General features: G+C 58.6%; 16 protein-coding genes. 4 read left to right on the forward strand and 12 right to left on the reverse strand.

The features are described 5' to 3' along the window. Positions 1-8 precede the first annotated feature (8 nt). From greA to grpE, 7 genes are all read right to left on the reverse strand, one after another. A complete protein-coding gene (gene greA / locus LOY38_RS25715; RefSeq protein ID WP_033058235.1) occupies positions 9-485 on the reverse strand; it encodes a transcription elongation factor GreA in 477 nt (158 codons plus the stop codon). 2 nt (positions 486-487) lie between these two features. Further along, entirely contained in the window at positions 488-3,709 is a 3,222-nt protein-coding gene (carB, locus tag LOY38_RS25720; RefSeq protein WP_258697614.1) for a carbamoyl-phosphate synthase large subunit, read from the reverse strand. 117 nt (positions 3,710-3,826) lie between these two features. Then, positions 3,827-4,963, reverse strand: coding sequence for a glutamine-hydrolyzing carbamoyl-phosphate synthase small subunit (gene carA, locus LOY38_RS25725; RefSeq protein ID WP_258697615.1), 1,137 nt, complete (start codon positions 4,961-4,963; stop codon positions 3,827-3,829). 259 nt (positions 4,964-5,222) lie between these two features. Then, positions 5,223-6,029 carry a 4-hydroxy-tetrahydrodipicolinate reductase gene (gene dapB, locus LOY38_RS25730; RefSeq protein WP_258697616.1) on the reverse strand — a complete coding sequence of 269 codons (807 nt, stop codon included), beginning with the start codon at positions 6,027-6,029 and terminating at the stop codon, positions 5,223-5,225. 10 nt (positions 6,030-6,039) lie between these two features. Next, positions 6,040-7,164, reverse strand: coding sequence for a molecular chaperone DnaJ (gene dnaJ / locus LOY38_RS25735; protein WP_258697617.1), 1,125 nt, complete (start codon positions 7,162-7,164; stop codon positions 6,040-6,042). 297 nt (positions 7,165-7,461) lie between these two features. Beyond that, positions 7,462-9,378: a molecular chaperone DnaK gene (gene dnaK, locus LOY38_RS25740; RefSeq protein WP_258697618.1), complete on the reverse strand. Its 1,917-nt coding sequence runs from the start codon at positions 9,376-9,378 to the stop codon at positions 7,462-7,464. 102 nt (positions 9,379-9,480) lie between these two features. Further along, positions 9,481-10,047, reverse strand: a complete 567-nt coding sequence (gene grpE, locus LOY38_RS25745) for a nucleotide exchange factor GrpE (protein ID WP_258697619.1) — start codon at positions 10,045-10,047, stop codon at positions 9,481-9,483. A gap of 241 nt (positions 10,048-10,288) precedes the next feature. Between grpE and recN the strand changes: the two genes are divergently transcribed. Continuing rightward, positions 10,289-11,962: a DNA repair protein RecN gene (gene recN, locus LOY38_RS25750; RefSeq protein ID WP_258697620.1), complete on the forward strand. Its 1,674-nt coding sequence runs from the start codon at positions 10,289-10,291 to the stop codon at positions 11,960-11,962. A gap of 75 nt (positions 11,963-12,037) precedes the next feature. Here the strand turns inward: recN and fur are convergent, their stop codons facing one another. Beyond that, positions 12,038-12,442: a ferric iron uptake transcriptional regulator gene (gene fur / locus LOY38_RS25755; protein ID WP_003197684.1), complete on the reverse strand. Its 405-nt coding sequence runs from the start codon at positions 12,440-12,442 to the stop codon at positions 12,038-12,040. Positions 12,443-12,539: 97 nt separating this feature from the next. On the opposite strand from fur, the gene LOY38_RS25760 reads away from it, so the two are divergent. Beyond that, the gene (locus LOY38_RS25760) at positions 12,540-13,067 is read left to right on the forward strand and encodes an outer membrane protein assembly factor BamE (RefSeq protein WP_258697621.1); all 528 of its coding nucleotides are present in this window, start codon (positions 12,540-12,542) and stop codon (positions 13,065-13,067) included. Positions 13,068-13,127: 60 nt separating this feature from the next. Here LOY38_RS25760 and LOY38_RS25765 read toward each other — a convergent pair whose 3' ends face one another. The 3 genes from LOY38_RS25765 to LOY38_RS25775 are packed head-to-tail and all read right to left on the reverse strand — an operon-like array spanning position 13,128 to position 15,280. After that, positions 13,128-13,442, reverse strand: coding sequence for an RnfH family protein (locus tag LOY38_RS25765; RefSeq protein WP_258697622.1), 315 nt, complete (start codon positions 13,440-13,442; stop codon positions 13,128-13,130). Further along, positions 13,435-13,869, reverse strand: a complete 435-nt coding sequence (locus tag LOY38_RS25770; RefSeq protein ID WP_258697623.1) for a type II toxin-antitoxin system RatA family toxin — start codon at positions 13,867-13,869, stop codon at positions 13,435-13,437. Before LOY38_RS25770 ends, LOY38_RS25765 begins: the two co-directional genes overlap by 8 nt. A 7-nt stretch (positions 13,870-13,876) precedes the next feature. Continuing rightward, complete coding sequence (locus LOY38_RS25775) at positions 13,877-15,280, reverse strand: sodium-dependent transporter (protein WP_258697624.1); 1,404 nt, start codon at positions 15,278-15,280, stop codon at positions 13,877-13,879. 118 nt (positions 15,281-15,398) lie between these two features. Between LOY38_RS25775 and smpB the strand changes: the two genes are divergently transcribed. Continuing rightward, positions 15,399-15,881 (forward strand): SsrA-binding protein SmpB, encoded by a 483-nt coding sequence (gene smpB, locus LOY38_RS25780; protein ID WP_008057382.1) that lies wholly within the window; start codon positions 15,399-15,401, stop codon positions 15,879-15,881. A 148-nt stretch (positions 15,882-16,029) separates the two neighbouring features. Here the strand turns inward: smpB and LOY38_RS25785 are convergent, their stop codons facing one another. After that, a complete protein-coding gene (locus LOY38_RS25785; protein ID WP_258697625.1) occupies positions 16,030-16,797 on the reverse strand; it encodes a GntR family transcriptional regulator in 768 nt (255 codons plus the stop codon). 262 nt (positions 16,798-17,059) lie between these two features. On the opposite strand from LOY38_RS25785, the gene LOY38_RS25790 reads away from it, so the two are divergent. Further along, entirely contained in the window at positions 17,060-18,751 is a 1,692-nt protein-coding gene (locus tag LOY38_RS25790; protein WP_258697626.1) for a lactate permease LctP family transporter, read from the forward strand. Positions 18,752-18,839: the final 88 nt, after the last annotated feature.

Here is an 18,839-nt window from a genome sequence, read left to right on the forward strand (position 1 = left end):
GCCTTCTTTCAGATGTGGCGAACTTCGACAATCTCATACTCGATAACGCCACCCGGCGTTTTCACGGCGACCACGTCACCCTCTTCCTTGGCAATCAAGGCGCGGGCCAGTGGCGAACCCACCGAAATCTTGCCGAGTTTGAAGTCAGCCTCATCCTCACCCACGATGTGGTAAGTGACGCTTTCATCAGTCTCGACGTTGGCGATTTCAACGGTGGTGCCGAAAATCACTTTGCCGGTATGAGGAATAGTCGTGACATCGATGATCACCGCGTTCTGCATGCGGCCTTCGATATCGCGGATCCGCGCCTCGACCATACCCTGCTGCTCGCGAGCAGCGTGGTATTCGGCGTTTTCTTTCAAGTCACCCAACTCGCGGGCCGTACCGATGTCCTGGCTGAGCTTCGGACGGACGACTTTGGTCAGGTGAGCGTGCTCTTCTTCCAGGGCTTTCGCGCCCTGAACGGTCATTGGGTACTTGGTTATGCTCATGCCTTCAATCCTGCGTGTAGATCCTGCAAGCGGCGCACGGTCTTCTCAGGACCGAACTTCAGCGCTTCACAGATAGCTTCGCCAGCAGCAATGGTAGTGGTGCAGTAGATCTTGTGCTGCAAGGCATTACGACGAATGGAGTAGGAATCGGCGATCGACTGGCGACCTTCGGTGGTGTTGATGATCAGGGTGACTTCGTCATTCTTGATCATGTCGACCACGTGCGGACGACCCTCGGTCACCTTGTTCACACGACGCACTTTCAGGCCTGCGGCTTCGATCAGCTTGGCAGTACCGGCAGTGGCGACCACTTCGAAGCCCAAGTTGATCAGATCACGGGCCACGCCTGCAACCAGTGGCTTGTCATCGTCACGCACGCTGATGAACGCGGTGCCGCCGGTCGGCAGCACTTCACTGGCGCCCATCTGGGCTTTGGCAAAGGCTTCGCCGAAGGTATCGCCCACACCCATCACTTCACCGGTGGACTTCATTTCCGGGCCCAGGATCGGGTCCACACCAGGGAATTTGGCGAACGGGAACACCGCCTCTTTCACGCTGTAGAAGTTCGGAATGATTTCCTTGGTGAAGCCGATTTCCTTCAGGGTTTTACCGGCCATGACGCGTGCCGCGATCATCGCCAGGGAAACACCGATGCACTTGGAGACGAACGGCACAGTACGGGAAGCGCGCGGGTTGACTTCGATGACGTAGATGTCTTCGCCTTGCAGCGCCAACTGAACGTTCATCAGGCCGACCACACCCAGTTCCAGGGCCATTTTCTTGACCTGTTCGCGCATCTCGTCCTGGATATGTGCAGGCAGCGAGTACGGCGGCAGGGAGCATGCGGAGTCACCGGAGTGAACGCCGGCCTGCTCGATGTGCTGCATGATCGCGCCGATCACCACGTCAGTGCCGTCGCAGACCGCATCCACGTCCATTTCGATGGCGCAGTTGAGGAAGTGGTCCAGCAGCACCGGGCTGTCATTGGATACTTGAACCGCTTCACGCAGGTAGCGCTTGAGTTCTTCTTCTTCGTAAACGATTTCCATCGCGCGGCCGCCCAGTACGTAGGACGGACGAACCACCAGCGGGTAACCGATCTTGGCCGCGGCACGAATCGCTTCGTCTTCGCTGCGCACGGTGGCGTTTGGCGGCTGACGCAGGTTCAGACGCTCAACCATTTGCTGGAAGCGCTCACGGTCTTCGGCACGGTCGATGGCGTCAGGGCTGGTGCCGATGATCGGCACGCCGGCCTCTTCCAGGGCACGCGCCAGTTTCAGCGGAGTCTGGCCGCCGTACTGGACGATCACGCCTTTAGGCTTCTCGACACGGACGATTTCCAGTACGTCTTCCAGGGTCACTGGCTCGAAGTACAGGCGGTCGGAAGTGTCGTAGTCGGTGGAAACGGTTTCCGGGTTGCAGTTGACCATAATGGTCTCGTAACCGTCATCGCGCAGGGCCAGTGCCGCGTGTACGCAGCAGTAGTCGAACTCGATACCCTGGCCGATACGGTTAGGACCGCCGCCGAGGATCATGATCTTGTCGCGGCCCGACGGCGCGGCTTCGCACTCTTCCTCGTATGTCGAGTAGAGGTAGGCGGTGTCGGTGGCGAACTCGGCCGCGCAGGTATCAACGCGCTTGTAGACCGGGAACACTTCGAGCTTGTGACGATGACGACGCAGGCTCTTCTCGGTCACGCCCAGCAACTTGGCCAGACGCATGTCGGAGAAGCCCTTGCGCTTGAGACGGAACATCGTGTCGCGGTCGATGCTGGCCAGACCAAGGGTCTTGACCTTCTCTTCATCCTTGATCAGATCTTCGATTTGCACCAGGAACCACGGATCGATCATGTTCATGCCGAAGATGTCTTCGACCGACAGACCGGCGCGGAAGGCGTCAGCCACGTACCAGATACGCTCGGCACCCGGCACGGTCAGTTCGCGCTTGAGGATACTCATGCTTTCCGGGTTGCTCAGGTCGAGCTTCTCGTCCAGGCCGCAAACGCCTACTTCCAGACCGCGCAGGGCTTTCTGCAGGGATTCCTGGAAGGTCCGGCCGATGGCCATGACTTCACCGACCGACTTCATTTGAGTGGTCAGGCGTGCGTCGGCTTTCGGGAACTTCTCGAAGGCGAAGCGTGGCAGCTTGGTGACGACGTAATCGATGGACGGTTCGAAGGACGCCGGGGTCTTGCCGCCGGTGATGTCGTTCGACAACTCGTCGAGGGTGTAACCGACGGCCAGTTTTGCCGCGACCTTGGCGATCGGAAAACCGGTGGCTTTCGACGCCAGGGCCGAGGAACGGGATACCCGCGGGTTCATCTCGATGACCACCATGCGGCCAGTGTTCGGGCAGATGCCGAACTGGACGTTGGAGCCGCCGGTTTCCACGCCGATCTCACGCAGCACTGCCAGGGAGGCATTACGCAGGATCTGGTATTCCTTGTCGGTCAGGGTCTGTGCTGGGGCAACAGTGATCGAGTCACCGGTGTGCACGCCCATCGGGTCGAAGTTTTCAATGGAGCAGACGATGATGCAGTTGTCCTTCTTATCGCGGACAACCTCCATCTCATATTCTTTCCAGCCGATCAGCGATTCGTCGATCAACAGCTCTTTGGTCGGCGACAGGTCCAGACCGCGAGCGCAGATTTCTTCGAACTCTTCACGGTTGTAAGCGATACCGCCACCGGTGCCGCCCATGGTGAAGGACGGACGGATGATGCACGGGAAACCCAGACGATCGAGAACCGCGTTGGCCTCTTCCATGCTGTGGGCAATACCCGAACGCGGGCAGTCCAGACCGATGGATTTCATTGCCTTGTCGAAGCGCGAACGGTCTTCGGCCTTGTCGATGGTGTCAGCGTTGGCGCCAATCATCTCTACGCCGAACTTCTCCAGAACGCCTTCGCGCTCCAGGTCCAGGGCGCAGTTCAGAGCAGTCTGGCCACCCATGGTCGGCAGCAGCGCGTCCGGACGCTCTTTCTCGATGATCTTGGCAACGGTCTGCCACTTGATCGGCTCGATGTAGGTGGCGTCGGCCATGGCCGGGTCGGTCATGATGGTCGCCGGGTTGGAGTTCACCAGGATGACGCGGTAACCCTCCTCGCGCAGGGCTTTACAGGCCTGGGCGCCGGAGTAGTCGAATTCGCAGGCCTGGCCGATCACGATCGGGCCAGCGCCGAGAATCAGGATGCTTTTAATGTCTGTACGTTTTGGCATGGGTTGTCACTCAAATCCGCAGGTCAGTCGGCAAGCCGTCTTGTTCAATCTCTGAAGCCTTGAGGGGGCCGCCGGTTTCGGGACCGCCCTCAGGCTTCGCTACATCAGGGCGAGCGATTAGCGTCGCTTGGCCATTTCGTTGATGAAGCGATCAAACAGTGGCGCTACGTCGTTCGGGCCAGGGCTGGCTTCAGGGTGACCCTGGAAGCTGAAGGCGCTCTTGTCGGTACGTTCGATGCCTTGCAGGGTGCCGTCGAACAGCGATTTGTGGGTCGCCCGGACGTTGGCTGGCAAGGTCGCTTCGTCTACCGCAAAACCGTGGTTCTGGCTGGTGATCATTACCACACCGGTATCCAGATCCTGGACCGGGTGGTTGGCACCGTGGTGACCATGACCCATTTTCAGGGTCTTGGCGCCGGAAGCCAAAGCCAGCAGCTGGTGGCCGAGGCAGATACCGAATACCGGAATCTCGGTTTCCAGCACGTCTTTGATGGCCTGGATCGCGTAGTCGCATGGCTCCGGATCACCAGGGCCGTTGGACAGGAACACGCCGTCCGGCTTCAGTGCCAGCGCTTCGGCGGCCGGAGTCTGTGCAGGCACCACGGTCACGCGGCAACCGCGCTCGACCAGCATGCGCAGGATGTTCAGCTTGACGCCGTAGTCGTAGGCCACCACGTGGTACGGCAACTCGGAGGCTCCGATGGTTGCGTGGCTGTCGGTTTTCAGATCCCAGACAGTCGAGCGCCATTCGTACTTCTCTTTGGTGCTGACGACTTTTGCCAGGTCCATGCCTTTGAGGCCAGGGAAGCCCTGAGCGGCGGCGATGGCGGCTTCTTCGGAGATGTTGTCACCAGCCATGATGCAGCCGTTTTGTGCGCCTTTCTCACGCAGGATGCGTGTCAGGCGGCGAGTGTCGATACCGGCGATTGCCACCACATTGTTGGCTTTCAGGTAATCGGACAGTGACATCGTGTTGCGCCAGTTGCTCGCAACCAGTGGCAGGTCACGGATGACCAGGCCAGCGGACCAGACGCGATCGGACTCGGCGTCTTCCGGCGTGGTGCCGGTGTTGCCGATGTGCGGGTAAGTCAGGGTAACGATCTGTTGGGCGTAGGAAGGATCGGTAAGGATTTCCTGATAGCCGGTCATTGCGGTGTTGAACACCACCTCACCAACGGTTTGACCGTCGGCTCCAATGGCTTCGCCGCGAAAAATGCTGCCATCAGCAAGGGCGAGTATGGCTGGCTTAGTCAAGAAGACCTCCCGTAAATAAAGCCTGAAAGGGCGATCGCAGGTTGTAAAAAAGCGGAGTGACGTATGGACACGTCACCCCGCTTCTTCACTGAATTATTCTGCGCGCTTTTAGTGGACACACTAAAGCTGTAGCTTACAGAAAAAGGCATTTTTGGTCTACCGCCAATGAGCCTTAAAGACCGAGGAATGCGACAGGACGTCGCTTGGCGGTTTAAAACCGGGCTTCAAAGCTATGTTTGAACCCGGTTTCGGCTGCATCTTAACGCAGATCGAGCACATCTTGCATGTCGTAGAGGCCTGGCTCGCGACCATCCAGCCACAAAGCTGCACGTACCGCGCCCTTGGCGAAGGTCATGCGACTGGATGCCTTGTGCGTGATTTCCAGTCGCTCGCCTTCACAGGCGAATAGCACCGTATGATCACCGACCACATCACCACCGCGAACAGTGGCGAAGCCGATCGTTTCTCGCTCGCGCACACCGGTGTGCCCCTCACGACCATAGACCGCGACCTTTTGCAGATCACGATCCAGCGCACTGGCGATCACTTCACCCATGCGCAGGGCCGTACCTGAAGGCGCATCGATCTTGTGCCGATGGTGAGCTTCGATGATTTCGATATCAGCATCATCACCCAGCACACGAGCCGCCATATCGAGCAGCTTCAGCGACAGGTTTACACCGACACTGAAATTGGCCGCGAACACAATCGCAATGTCTTTGCTCGCCTCGACCAGCAACTGCTTCTGCGCGGCGTCCAATCCCGTGGTGCCGATCACCATGGCCTTGCCCGCCTCGCGACAGAACGCCAGGTTTTTCAGCATGACTTCAGGAAGCGTGAAGTCGATCAACACATCGAACTCATCAGCCACCGCATCCAGCTTACCGGACAGCGGCACACCGATTCGCCCCAGCGATGCCAGCTCACCGACATCCACGCCAATCAACGTGCTGCCAGGACGCACAATGGCTGCCGTCAACCCCGTCAGCGGCGCGCGTTGCTGCACCGCCTCGACCAGAATCTTGCCCATGCGGCCGGCGGCCCCCATCACAGCAATACGTCGCATGCCCGTCTCCTTACAAATCGCCGAAGAAGCGCTTCACGCCTTCGAACCAACCAGTGGTTTTCGGAGAATGGCTGTTGTCGTCCGCCAGCGAGCCGCGGAACTCTTCCAGCAATTCGCGCTGACGACGACCCAGGTTGACCGGGGTTTCGACCGCCACGCGGCACATCAGATCGCCAGCACCACCGCCGCGAACCGGCGCAACGCCTTTGCCGCGAACACGGAACTGCTTGCCGGTCTGAGTTCCCTCAGGGATCTTCAGTTTGACCCGACCATCAAGGGTCGGAATTTCCAGCTCGCCACCCAGCGCTGCGTCGACAAAGCTGATCGGCACCTCGCAGAACAGGTGCTTGCCGTCACGCTGGAAGATCGCGTGCTCGCGCACATTGATCACTACATACAGGTCACCGGTCGGACCACCCTGCGCACCCGCCTCGCCTTCGCCAGACAGACGAATACGGTCACCGGTATCGACACCGGCCGGCACTTTCACCGACAGAGTCTTGTACTCTTCGACACGGCCTTCGCCGCGGCAGGAATCGCATGGGTCGGAGATGATCTTGCCCTGACCATGGCAGCGCGGGCAGGTTTGCTGCACCGAGAAGAAGCCCTGCTGCATGCGCACCTGACCGATACCGCCACAGGTCGGACAAGTGATCGGCGAAGAGCCTTTCTTGGCACCCGAGCCGTCGCACGGCTTGCAGTTGACCAGCGTCGGAACGCGGATATTGACGGTCGTGCCGCGCACCGCCTCTTCCAGGTTCAGCTCCAGGGTGTAACGCAGATCGCTGCCGCGCTGGGCACCACCACGGGCACCGCCGCGACCACCACCGAAGAAGTCGCTGAAGACATCGCCAAAGATGTCGGAGAAGTTCTGACCGCCAAATCCGGCACCGCCGCCACCCATGCTTGGGTCGACACCTGCATGACCGTATTGGTCATAGGCTGCGCGCTTGCTGGAATCGGACAGCACTTCATAGGCCTCATTGGCCTCTTTGAACATATCTTCCGACGCTTTGTCATCGGGATTACGGTCCGGGTGGTGCTTCATCGCCAGGCGACGGTAGGCCTTTTTCAGGTCCGATTCGCTTGAACCACGCTCAACACCCAATACTTCGTAATAGTCACGCTTTGCCATAAGTCTTTGCACTCTTAAGGACGTCCGGCAAACCTCTCCTGAGCCTCGCCAAACTCGTTGAGCCCCAATACAGGCCCGGACCCAACTCACGTCAATTCAACGATCCTGGTCTTTGATTCGATGCGGTACCTGTGGGCCGAAAAGCAGGAGCATTCCCGACCGTACCGCCAGCATCCGAGCGTTGTCGCATGCTGTAAAAATTCGCTTACTCCAGACACGCCAACGCGGGAGCAAGCTCCCGCGCGGCGACATCCTACCAGTCACCGCCTGAAGGCAGTCAACCGGGCGACCAACAACTTACTTGTGGTCTTTGACTTCTTCGAACTCGGCATCGACGACGTCGTCAGCTTTTTCAGCTTTTTCGTCGTGCGGTGCCGCGCCTTCAGCTGGCTGAGCCTGATCGGCGTACATTTTCTGAGCCACTGGCGCGGAGACCTTGGACAGCTCTTCAACCTTGGCTTCGATAGCCGCCTTGTCGTCGCCTTTAACGGCAGCTTCCAGGGCAACCACTGCAGCTTCGATTGCAGTCTTCTCTTCAGCGCTTACTTTATCGCCAGCATCGGCGACCATTTTGCGCGTCGAGTGAACCAAGGCATCGCCCTGATTACGGGCGCTGGCCAGCTCTTCGAACTTGCGGTCTTCTTCAGCGTTCACTTCAGCATCGCGAACCATCTGCTGAATTTCTTCCTCGGACAGACCGGAGTTGGCCTTGATCACGATCGACTGAGTCTTGCCGGTAGCCTTGTCTTTCGCGCCGACGTGCAGGATGCCGTTGGCGTCGATGTCAAAGGTCACTTCGATTTGTGGCACGCCACGTGGTGCTGGTGGAATCTCGGCCAGGTCGAACTTGCCCAGGGACTTGTTCTGTGCGGCTTGCTTGCGCTCACCTTGCAGCACGTGAATGGTCACGGCGCCCTGATTGTCGTCGGCAGTCGAGAACACTTGCGATTTCTTGGTAGGAATCGTGGTGTTTTTCTCGATCAGCGCGGTCATCACGCCGCCCATGGTTTCGATACCCAGAGTCAGCGGGCTGACGTCGAGCAACAGAACGTCTTTTACGTCACCAGCCAATACCGCGCCCTGGATAGCAGCACCCATGGCAACAGCTTCGTCAGGGTTGACGTCTTTACGTGCTTCTTTACCGAAGAAGTCGGTCACCAGTTTCTGAACCAGTGGCATGCGGGTCTGACCGCCGACCAGGATCACGTCGTTGATCGAACCAACGTCGATACCGGCGTCTTTCATGGCGATGCGGCAAGGTTCGATGGTGCGTTGAACCAGGTCTTCAACCAGCGCTTCGAGCTTGGCGCGGGAAATTTTCACGTTCAAGTGCTTAGGACCGGTAGCGTCTGCAGTGATGTACGGCAGGTTCACGTCGGTCGACTGGCTCGAGGACAGTTCGATCTTGGCTTTCTCAGCGGCTTCTTTCAGGCGCTGCATGGCCAGCGGGTCACCCTTGAGGTTCATGCCGCTTTCTTTCTTGAATTCGTCGACGAGGTAGTCGATCAGACGAATGTCAAAGTCTTCACCGCCCAGGAAAGTGTCACCGTTAGTGGCCAACACTTCGAACTGGTGCTCGCCATCGACTTCAGCGATCTCGATCACGGAAACGTCGAAAGTACCGCCGCCCAAGTCGTAAACGATCACGGTGTGATCGCCCTTGGCCTTGTCCATACCGTAAGCCAGAGCAGCTGCGGTTGGTTCGTTGATGATACGTTTTACGTCCAGGCCCGCGATGCGGCCGGCGTCTTTGGTGGCTTGGCGCTGGCTGTCGTTGAAGTAGGCCGGAACGGTGATCACCGCTTCGGTCACTGGCTCGCCGAGGTAGTCTTCGGCGGTCTTCTTCATTTTCTTCAGAATTTCGGCCGAGATTTGTGGCGGTGCCATTTTCTGGCCGTTCACTTCAACCCAGGCGTCGCTGTTGTCAGCCTTGACGATCTTGTAAGGGACCATCTGGATGTCTTTCTGTACGACTTCTTCGTCGAAACGACGACCGATCAGACGCTTCACCGCATACAGGGTGTTATGCGGATTGGTCACGGCCTGACGCTTGGCCGACTGGCCAACCAGGATTTCACCGTCGTTGGCATAAGCGATGATCGACGGCGTGGTACGCGCGCCTTCAGCGTTTTCAATAACTTTGGCCTTGCCGTTTTCCAGCACGGAGACGCAGGAGTTGGTAGTCCCCAGGTCGATACCGATAATTTTGCCCATGTTCACTCTCCCGAAACTTTGGATTTGGATGCCGCAGCAGTGGTGGCTGACTGCGGTAGCACTTAAACGCTTGACTTCTAAATGGGGGCCTTGCGGCTAATTTCAAGCCTGCTCGTCAATCGAAGGCGAAACCGGTGCAGGCGCCTTGCTGACCACAACCATGGCCGGGCGCAGCAGGCGACCGTGGAGCTGGTAACCCTTCTGGAACACCTTGAGTACGCTGTTTGGCTCGACGTCGGCGCTTTCCTGCATGGCCATTGCCTGATGATGCGAAGCATTGAAGGGTTCGCCTTCAGGATCGATCGCTTCCAGGTGATAGCGTTTCAGGGTGTCCTGGAACATTTTCAGGGTCAGCTCGATCCCTTCGCGCATCGGACGAATGTTTTCGTCTTCAGGGTTGGACAGTTCCAGGCCACGTTCCAGGCTGTCAATGATCGGCAGCAGGTCGCCAGCGAACTTCTCCAGCGCGAATTTGTGGGCCTTCTCAACGTCCTGCTCGGCACGACGGCGGACGTTCTGCAGATCGGCGGCTACACGCAAAGCCTGATCCTGCGCACCAGCCAATTGCTCTTCGAGCACTTGTACACGAGCCGCCAGGTCTTCACCCGAAGCCTCGGGGCCCTGGTTGGCGTCTAGATTTTGCGTATCCACTGTCTGTTCGTCAGCCATAGATTTCTCCTTCCAATATCGTCCGCGAGCTCAACTCGCGCTTCTGCCCCGGTATATGGGGCCGTAAAATTCAGCTTCAAGGGCTGTTTGATGATTGACCCTACAAAAAACAGCTGCATTGTCATTCCCAGGCGAACTAAGTATTTCTTTCAATCAAGCAAATCGACCTAAGAGAGGGCATTGTCAGCCAGAAACAAAACACTGTATAAATAACCAGACCTAAAGCCTGGGAGCGGCCTTTATGCTGGTGCACCTGTCCGTACACAACTACGCCATCGTTGAACATCTCGATCTCGAACTCGATCGCGGGATGAGCGTGATCACAGGGGAAACCGGCGCCGGCAAGTCGATCATGCTCGACGCCCTCGGCCTGACCCTGGGCGATCGCGCCGACAGCGGCGTGGTCCGCCCGGGCGCCGACAAGGCCGATATCCTGGCCACCTTCGACCTGATCGACATCCCGGAGGCCAGCGCCTGGCTGGCCGAGCGCGACCTCGAGAACGACGGCCCGTGCATCCTGCGCCGAGTGATCACCGCCGAAGGGCGATCGCGCGGCTATATCAATGGCACCCCCTGCCCCCTCGGTGACCTGAAGGCCCTGGGCGAGCTGTTGATCGATATCCACAGCCAGCACGAACACCAATCCCTGCTCAAAACCGATACCCACCGCCGCCTGCTCGACGAGTACGCCGGTGCCACGGACCTGGCCCGCCAAGTACAGCTGGCCGCCCAACGCTGGCGCCAGACCCGCCAGGAACTGGAACGCCTCTCCAATTCCGGTGACGAGCAACGCGCGCGTCATCAGTTGCTCAGTTATCAACTCGAAGAACTGGAAAACCTCGGCCTCGGCGAAAGCGAGCTGGAGCAGTTGGAACAGGAACACAAGAACCTGACCAACGCCGAAACCCTGCTGGGCATTTGCCGGCAAGTGGTCGAACAATGCAGCGAAAGCGATTCTGGCAATGTATTGAACGCACTCACCGCCAGCCTCAACCGCTTGTCGAGCGTAAACAATTCGATCGGCGCCCTGGGCGAAGCCAGCAGCCTGCTGACCAGCGCGCAGATTCAGGTTGAAGAAGCCGTGGGCGAGCTGAACCGTTTTCTCGACAATTTCGACGCTGACCCAGCCCGCCTTCAATACCTGGAAGAGCGCCTCGATGCCATCTACACCCTGGCGCGCAAACACCGCATCCAGCCGACCGAAGTCGCCGAGATGCAGCAGAAGCTGCTCGATGAAATCGAAACCCTGAATGCCAACGATGAATCCATCGAACGACTGAGCGATGAGCTGGCCTCCTACGCCCGTCATTATCAGGAGAAAGCTCGGGCACTGAGCGACCTGCGCCATCAAGCCTCGAGCAGCCTGGCCAGTGCCGTGGAACAGGAAATCCAGCGCCTGGGCATGCCCGGTGGCCGCTTCACCATCGAACTGCGCCCCAACAGCAGCGATGAACTGCTGCCCAACGGGCTCGAACAGGTAGAACTATTGGTGAGCGCCAACCCGGGGCAACCCTTGAAAGCCCTGGCAAAAGTAGCATCGGGTGGCGAGCTGTCGCGTATCAGCCTGGCCATTCAGGTGATCACTGCACAGACCTCGCGCGTACCGACGCTGGTGTTCGACGAAGTGGACGTGGGCATTGGCGGCCCGACCGCCGAGATTGTCGGCCAGTTGCTGCGACGCCTCGGGGAGCGCGGACAGGTGCTGACCGTGACTCACTTGCCGCAAGTGGCAGCGCAAGGGCATCAACATCTATTTGTGCACAAGGTCCGCGGTGAAGAGGCCACGCATACGGCCGTCTCCAAGCTGAGCAAGAATGATCGTGTGGAAGAAGTGGCGCGGATGCTGGGCGGCATCGACCTCACCAAGGAGTCCCTGGCACACGCGAAGAAAATGGTCGTTACCGCGAAAATCTAAGAACGGTAGAAAGCACGAAGGCGACCCTGGGGTCGCCTTCGCTCGTTTCGCGAACCTGAAGTTCGCGCGACATGCTTACTTTTTCTTGCGCACGTACAGTACAAGATTGTGATCAACCATCTCGAAGCCATACTTGTCGACGATGGCTTTCTGCAGCCGCTCGATTTCTTCGTCGAAGAATTCGATCACTTCGCTGGTTTCGACGTTGACCATATGGTCGTGATGCTTGCCATCGTCCAGCTCGAAGACCGCATGGCCTCCGTCGAAGTTGTGCCGCACCACAAGGCCAGCTGCCTCGAACTGGGTCAGAACACGGTAAACCGTGGCCAGACCGACGTCCTCACCAGCCTCCATCAGCGCCTTGTAGACGTCCTCGGCACTCATGTGGCGTTGCTCGGCGGAATCGAGCATTTGCAGAATTTTGACCCGTGGAAGGGTCACTTTGAGGCCGGCTTTGCGTAGTTCGCTATTTTCAACCATGGTCAGCTTTCTCGCGATGCTGCTTCGCAGCTTCTCTTAATGCGGGTATGATCGGCGTTTACGTTGTCCCAGCCAAGATAGTGGAAGTCGCCCACCGATGCAAAACACCAAGCTCTTGCTAACCAGTTTCACCTTTGTGGGACTGCTCGCACTCGCCGGTTGTTCATTCCCCGGGGTTTACAAAATCGACATCCAGCAGGGCAATGTCGTCACGCAGGACATGATAGACCAGTTACGCCCGGGAATGACCCGCCGGCAAGTACGGTTTATCATGGGCAACCCTCTGCTGACCGACACGTTCCATGCCGATCGCTGGGATTATCTGTATAGCCTGCAACCGGGTGGCGGTGAACGCCAACAGGAACGCATTAGCGTTATCTTCAACCCAAATGACCAACTTGTCAGCCTCTCTGGCGACTTCATGCCAGGCGTGAGCCGCGACGAGGCCATTCTCGGCAAGGACAGCGGCACTACCGTGAGCGCGCCTGCAGAAAACGCCGAAAAGTCGAAGCCAGAAAAACCGGTCAAGCCAGGTTCGTTGCTGGACCAGATCCAGAAGGATGTGGACAACGTAGAAACCGTTCCAGTCCCGACGCCAGAACCGCTGGAAACCTCGCCGCAATAATTTGCGACGCATAAAAAACCCGGCATGTCCGGGTTTTTTATCGCCTGGCATTTAGCCGAATCACTGATTCCGGGCTTTTGCCTCGGCCGCTTTGGCGGCACGCAACCGGCGCACTTCTTTCGGATCGGCGAGTAGCGGCCGATAAATCTCGATGCGGTCCCCTGCCTGAACCGCTCGAATGGCCGGCTCAGCGATCACTTTGCCAAAGATCCCAACCGGACAACTGGCCAGATCCACCTCAGGGAATTCGCTGTTGAGGCCGGATTTGAGCAACGCATCCCGTACCGTTGCGCCCACTGGCACCGTTACGGTCAGCAGCACCTGACGGTCAACGGCGGCATACACCACTTCGACCTTGATCACGACCTCAACCATGCATCTGCTTCGCACGTTGGCAAAACGCGTCCATCAGCGTATTCGCCGCCTGATTAAACAGAGGCCCCAACGTCGCACGCACCAGCGGCCCCGAGTAGTCGAACGACAAATCCAGACTGATCTTGCAGGCTTTCTCGCCCAACGGCTTGAACACCCAGACGCCGTGCAACTGGCTGAACGGACCTTCCTCGAGGTTCATCTCGATCGAACGCCCGGGCACCAGGGTGTTGCGCGTCACGAAATGCTGACTGAGACCACCCTTGGCCACGCCGACGCTGGCGCGCATGAACTCAGGAGAGCTTTCCAGAACTTCGGCCGACGAGCACCACGGCAGGAATTCCGGATAGCGAGCCACGTCATTGACCAAGTCATAAAGCGCTTGTGCCGGATACGGCAGCAGGGCCGAACGTTGAATGTGTGTCGTCATGTCAGCGTTACTTCCACAACTGGGCGGCAAACACTACAAGAATGCCGATGGGCGCCACATAGCGCATCAAGAACAGGGACAGGGCGAACAATACCGGACTGCGGATCGACAACTCGTCGCGCACCGCTTCACGCCCCATCACCCAACCCGCAAACACCACGAAACACAAACCACCGAGTGGCAGCATGATCCGCGAGGTGAAGAAGTCGATCACACCAAAGAAGTCGAGACCACCGGCGACTCCCCATTGGTAGAGATGGAACATCCCGCCTTCGTTCACGAAAAACTTGGCTTCCTTCCAGATATTGAAGGAAAACACAGTACCCAGACCGACGAACCAGCAGATGAATGCCAGCCAGAAGGTGACCCAGGCGCGGCTGATCTTCGTGCGTTCAACCAGGTAAGCCACCATCGGCTCGAGCAGGGAAATCGCCGAACTCCAGGCCGCAATCGCTACCAGCACGAAGAACACTACGCCCATCAACTGGCCGAACGCTACGTTACCAAAGGCAAATGGCAGGCTGACGAACATCAGGCCTGGGCCTTCACTCGGGTTCAGGCCAGCAGCGAACACAATCGGAAACAATGCCAGGCCGGCCAACAGCGAAACGAAGGTGTCGAGCAGCGCCACACCGACGATGGTTCCGGAAATAGACGAATGCTTCGGCATGTAGGCGCCGTAGATCATGATCGAGCCGACGCCCACGCTCAGGGAGAAGAACGCGTGCCCCATGGCAGGCAGCAAGCCATCAAGCACCTTGTCCGGGTGGAAGTCGAACATGAAATGCACGCCCTCCATGAAGTGACCCGTGGTCATGCTGTAACCCAGCAGGACAATCACCATCACGAACAGCAGCGGCATCATGATCCGCAGGCTGCGCTCCAGCCCTGCGACCACGCCTTTGGCAATCACCACCGCGGAGAGGAGCATGAAAATCGTGTGCCAAAGTGTCAGACGCCACGGATCGGCGATCACATTGCCGAAATACGCGCCGACCTCGCCTGCCGTCACACCCTGGAAATCGCCACGCCCCATATCAATGATGTAATCCAGCGACCAACCGCCGACCACACTATAGAAAGACAGGATCAGCAACGCCGTGATCATCCCGGCAAATGCGCCCCAGGACCACTTCGCCGAATGCCCCGCTTCCAGCGCCAGAACCTTCAAGGCATTGGCCGGGCTCTGCCGTGCGCGGCGGCCGATCAGGGTTTCGGCCAGCATCACGGGCATACCGATCAGCGCGATACAGGCCAGGAACATCAGCACGAAGGCTCCGCCACCGTAGACGCCGACCATGTAAGGGAATTTCCAGATACTACCCAACCCCACGGCCGAACCGGTCGCGGCGAGTATGAAGACCCAGCGGCTAGCCCAACTGCCGTGGACAGAAACCTTGTCTGTCGACATCGTTATCACGCCCAAGCGTTCAAAAAAGAGGCCGCATTGTCCGGGATTCAATCAACCTGCTCAAGCACGTAGCGATACCGTAGCCGACTCGCGTGCAACTCCCTATAATGCCGCCCCTATGGCTAAACAGAAGAAACACCCAACAGGGACCATCGCGCAAAACAAAAAGGCGCGACACGATTACTTCATCGAACATCGGTTCGAGGCTGGTCTGGTCCTGGCCGGCTGGGAAGTAAAAAGTCTGCGGGCAAGCAAGCTACAACTGGTTGACAGTTACGTACTGCTCAAGGATGGCGAAGCCTGGCTGCTCGGTAGCCACATCACGCCCCTGACGACCGCCAGCACCCACGTCATTGCCGATCCGGTCCGCACCCGAAAGTTGCTGCTGAACCGGCGCGAGCTGGAGAAGCTGGCCGCGGCCGTGCAACAAAAAGGCTACGCCTGCGTGTGCCTGTCCTGGTACTGGAGCAAGCACATGGTCAAGTGCGAGATCGCTCTGGGCAAGGGCAAGAAGGAATACGACAAGCGTGATACCGAACGCGAGCGCGACGCCGGTCGTGAATTGCAGCGTGCGGTGCGGAACAAGGGCAAGGAAGATTAATCTTTCGGCCTGATCGCGGCTTTTGTGGCGAGGGAGCTTGCTCCCGCTCGGCTGCGAAGCAGTCGTAAACGATCTGCTTAACGGTGTGCTGGCCCGGGGGCCGCTTCGCGCCCCAGCGGGAGCAAGCTCCCTCGCCACAATAAACTGACTACATCCCCTTGCGCCGCTCGGCCCGAGCCATTCGCTGCACTTCCTGACGCACCTCTTCCAGCACTTCCTGCACATACAGAATGTGCCGACTGGAAACTTCCCGCGCCTGCTCTGCCCTGCCTTCGATAATCGCCAGGTACAACTCCCGATGCTGTGCGATCAGCATGTCGCGGGTTTCAGAACGTTGCTTGTACATGCCGCCAATGTTGGTCACCACGTTGCGCTTGAGTAGATCGAACAGCCCGCGGATGGTGTGCAGCAACACTGCGTTATGACTGGCCTCGGCGATCGCCAAGTGAAAATTTGCATCCGCTGTGCCCTCTTCCGCCCGGCTCACTTCATCGTGACGTGAATAGCAGTCCTGCAATTCATCGAACGCCGCCGTCAGCCGTTCGCGATCGACGTCGGTGGCGCGCAATGCCGCGTAATAAGCACAGGACGCTTCCAGGGTATGGCGAAACTCCAGCAAATCGCGCTGGGCCTCGGGGTTGCTTTCCAGCAGATGCAGCAGTGGATCGCTGAACGTCGAGCCCAGGGATTCCACCACATAATTGCCGCCGCCCTGACGACTGACCAGCAGCCCTTTGGCCACCAGTTTCTGAATCGCCTCGCGCAACGAAGGACGTGACACGCCGAACTGCTCGGCCAACGCACGCTCCGCCGGCAGGCGTTCGCCAGCCTTCAAGGTGCCCTCGAGAATCATCCCCTCGAGTTGCTCGACAATATCGTCAGACAAACGGCGCTGCCGAATCTGATCAAACCCCATGACTCAATTCTCCACGATCCCGGCGGCTCGCCGGGCTCTCTATTCTGGCCTATCGGCGCTGCGCCAGCACCTACCAGACGACGCTTGATCGAACAGATCAGATGCTCTCTGCACCGCTCATTCGACAAAAGTTTTAGGGCGGCAAATTGACACACCGCCTCCAAGGCTTTTACCCTAGCCAACAGCGATTGTAAATTGGTATTACCAATTATCCAAGAACGCTGACCAGTGCCTGACCAACAACAATTAGGGGCCACCCCATATGCAAACCTGGCAACAGCTCTACAGCCCGCTCGGCAGTCTCGGCGTGTCCGCACTCGCGGCCGTCATCCCCATCGTATTTTTCTTCCTGGCCTTGGCCGTGTTCCGCCTCAAAGGTCACGTGGCCGGCAGCATCACCCTGACGCTGTCGATTGCCGTGGCAATCTTCGCGTTCCAGATGCCGGTCGACATGGCTTTCGCCGCCGCCGGATATGGCTTCGCCTACGGCTTGTGGCCGATTGCCTGGATCATCGTGGCTGCGGTGTTTCTCTACAAACTGACGGTCAAAAGTGGCCAGTTCGAAGTGATCCGCAGCTCGGTGCTGTCGATCACCGACGACCAACGCCTGCAGGTGCTGCTGATCGGCTTCTGCTTCGGCGCGTTTCTGGAAGGTGCCGCCGGTTTCGGCGCACCAGTAGCGATTACCGCCGCGCTGCTGGTTGGCCTGGGTTTCAACCCGCTGTACGCCGCAGGCCTGTGTTTGATCGCCAACACCGCGCCGGTGGCCTTTGGCGCATTGGGGATTCCGATCATCGTCGCCGGGCAAGTCACCGGTATCGACGCGTTCAAGATTGGCGCCATGGCCGGTCGGCAACTGCCATTGCTGTCGGTGTTCGTGCCGTTCTGGCTGGTGTTCATGATGGACGGCCTGCGTGGCGTTCGGGAAACCTGGCCTGCCGCACTGGTGGCCGGTTTGAGCTTTGCCGTCACCCAATACTTCACTTCAAACTTCATTGGCCCGGAGTTGCCGGACATCACCTCGGCGCTGGTCAGCCTGATTTCTCTGACCCTGTTCCTGAAAGTCTGGCAGCCAAAACGCGCCGCAGGTGCACACATCGTCGGCGCCGTCTCGGCTTCCGTGGTGTCCAGCGCCGGTGGTTTCGGCCAACCGCGCACCACCGTGGCTTCGCCTTACAGCCTGGGGGAAATTTTCAAAGCCTGGTCGCCGTTCCTGATCCTCACCGTACTGGTCACAATCTGGACGCTGAAACCGTTCAAGGCCATGTTCGCCGCAGGTGGCTCGATGTATGGCTGGGTGTTCAACTTCGCGATCCCGCACCTGGATCAAATGGTGATCAAGATCGCACCGATCGTGACCGCCCCGACGGCGATGCCGGCGGTGTTCAAACTTGATCCGGTTTCCGCGACCGGCACGGCCATTTTCTTCTCCGCGCTGATCTCGATGCTGGTGCTGAAGATCAATTTCAAAACTGGTCTTACCACTTTAAAAGAGACGTTCTACGAACTGCGCTGGCCGATTTTGTCCATCGGCATGGTGCTGGCGTTCGCCTTCGTCACCAACTACTCGGGCATGTCGTCGACCATGGCTCTGGTATTGGCAGGCACCGGCGCGGCGTTCCCGTTCTTCTCGCCATTCCTCGGCTGGCTCGGTGTGTTCCTGACCGGCTCCGATACCTCATCCAACGCGCTGTTCAGTTCGCTGCAAGCGACCACCGCGCACCAGATCGGCGTCAACGACACCTTGCTGGTGGCGGCGAACACCAGCGGCGGGGTGACCGGCAAGATGATCTCGCCGCAATCGATCGCCGTGGCTTGCGCCGCGACCGGGCTGGTGGGCAAGGAATCGGATCTGTTCCGCTTCACCCTCAAGCACAGCCTATTCTTTGCAACGATCGTCGGCCTGATCACCTTGGCCCAGGCTTACTGGTTCACCGGCATGCTGGTGCACTAAGCACTACACACGACATGGAAAAAACCGATGCCGGATTACGCCCCCGGCGTCAGCTATTCACAACCGGGTCTGCAAGGCTGCTGAAAGC

The organism is Pseudomonas sp. B21-015 (assembly GCF_024749285.1).
Lineage (GTDB): Bacteria > Pseudomonadota > Gammaproteobacteria > Pseudomonadales > Pseudomonadaceae > Aquipseudomonas.

What these genes read in the sequence shown, in the direction of transcription:
- LOY38_RS25775 (WP_258697624.1), bottom strand. Translation starts at nt 15,280, where the DNA reads ATGTCGACAGACAAGGTTTCTGTCCACGGCAGTTGGGCTAGCCGCTGG.
- LOY38_RS25770 (WP_258697623.1), bottom strand. Translation starts at nt 13,869, where the DNA reads ATGACGACACACATTCAACGTTCGGCCCTGCTGCCGTATCCGGCACAA.
- LOY38_RS25765 (WP_258697622.1), bottom strand. Translation starts at nt 13,442, where the DNA reads ATGGTTGAGGTCGTGATCAAGGTCGAAGTGGTGTATGCCGCCGTTGAC.
- recN (WP_258697620.1), top strand. Translation starts at nt 10,289, where the DNA reads ATGCTGGTGCACCTGTCCGTACACAACTACGCCATCGTTGAACATCTC.
- dapB (WP_258697616.1), bottom strand. Translation starts at nt 6,029, where the DNA reads ATGCGACGTATTGCTGTGATGGGGGCCGCCGGCCGCATGGGCAAGATT.
- smpB (WP_008057382.1), top strand. Translation starts at nt 15,399, where the DNA reads ATGGCTAAACAGAAGAAACACCCAACAGGGACCATCGCGCAAAACAAA.
- LOY38_RS25785 (WP_258697625.1), bottom strand. Translation starts at nt 16,797, where the DNA reads ATGGGGTTTGATCAGATTCGGCAGCGCCGTTTGTCTGACGATATTGTC.
- LOY38_RS25790 (WP_258697626.1), top strand. Translation starts at nt 17,060, where the DNA reads ATGCAAACCTGGCAACAGCTCTACAGCCCGCTCGGCAGTCTCGGCGTG.
- dnaJ (WP_258697617.1), bottom strand. Translation starts at nt 7,164, where the DNA reads ATGGCAAAGCGTGACTATTACGAAGTATTGGGTGTTGAGCGTGGTTCA.
- grpE (WP_258697619.1), bottom strand. Translation starts at nt 10,047, where the DNA reads ATGGCTGACGAACAGACAGTGGATACGCAAAATCTAGACGCCAACCAG.
- fur (WP_003197684.1), bottom strand. Translation starts at nt 12,442, where the DNA reads ATGGTTGAAAATAGCGAACTACGCAAAGCCGGCCTCAAAGTGACCCTT.
- LOY38_RS25760 (WP_258697621.1), top strand. Translation starts at nt 12,540, where the DNA reads ATGCAAAACACCAAGCTCTTGCTAACCAGTTTCACCTTTGTGGGACTG.
- dnaK (WP_258697618.1), bottom strand. Translation starts at nt 9,378, where the DNA reads ATGGGCAAAATTATCGGTATCGACCTGGGGACTACCAACTCCTGCGTC.
- carB (WP_258697614.1), bottom strand. Translation starts at nt 3,709, where the DNA reads ATGCCAAAACGTACAGACATTAAAAGCATCCTGATTCTCGGCGCTGGC.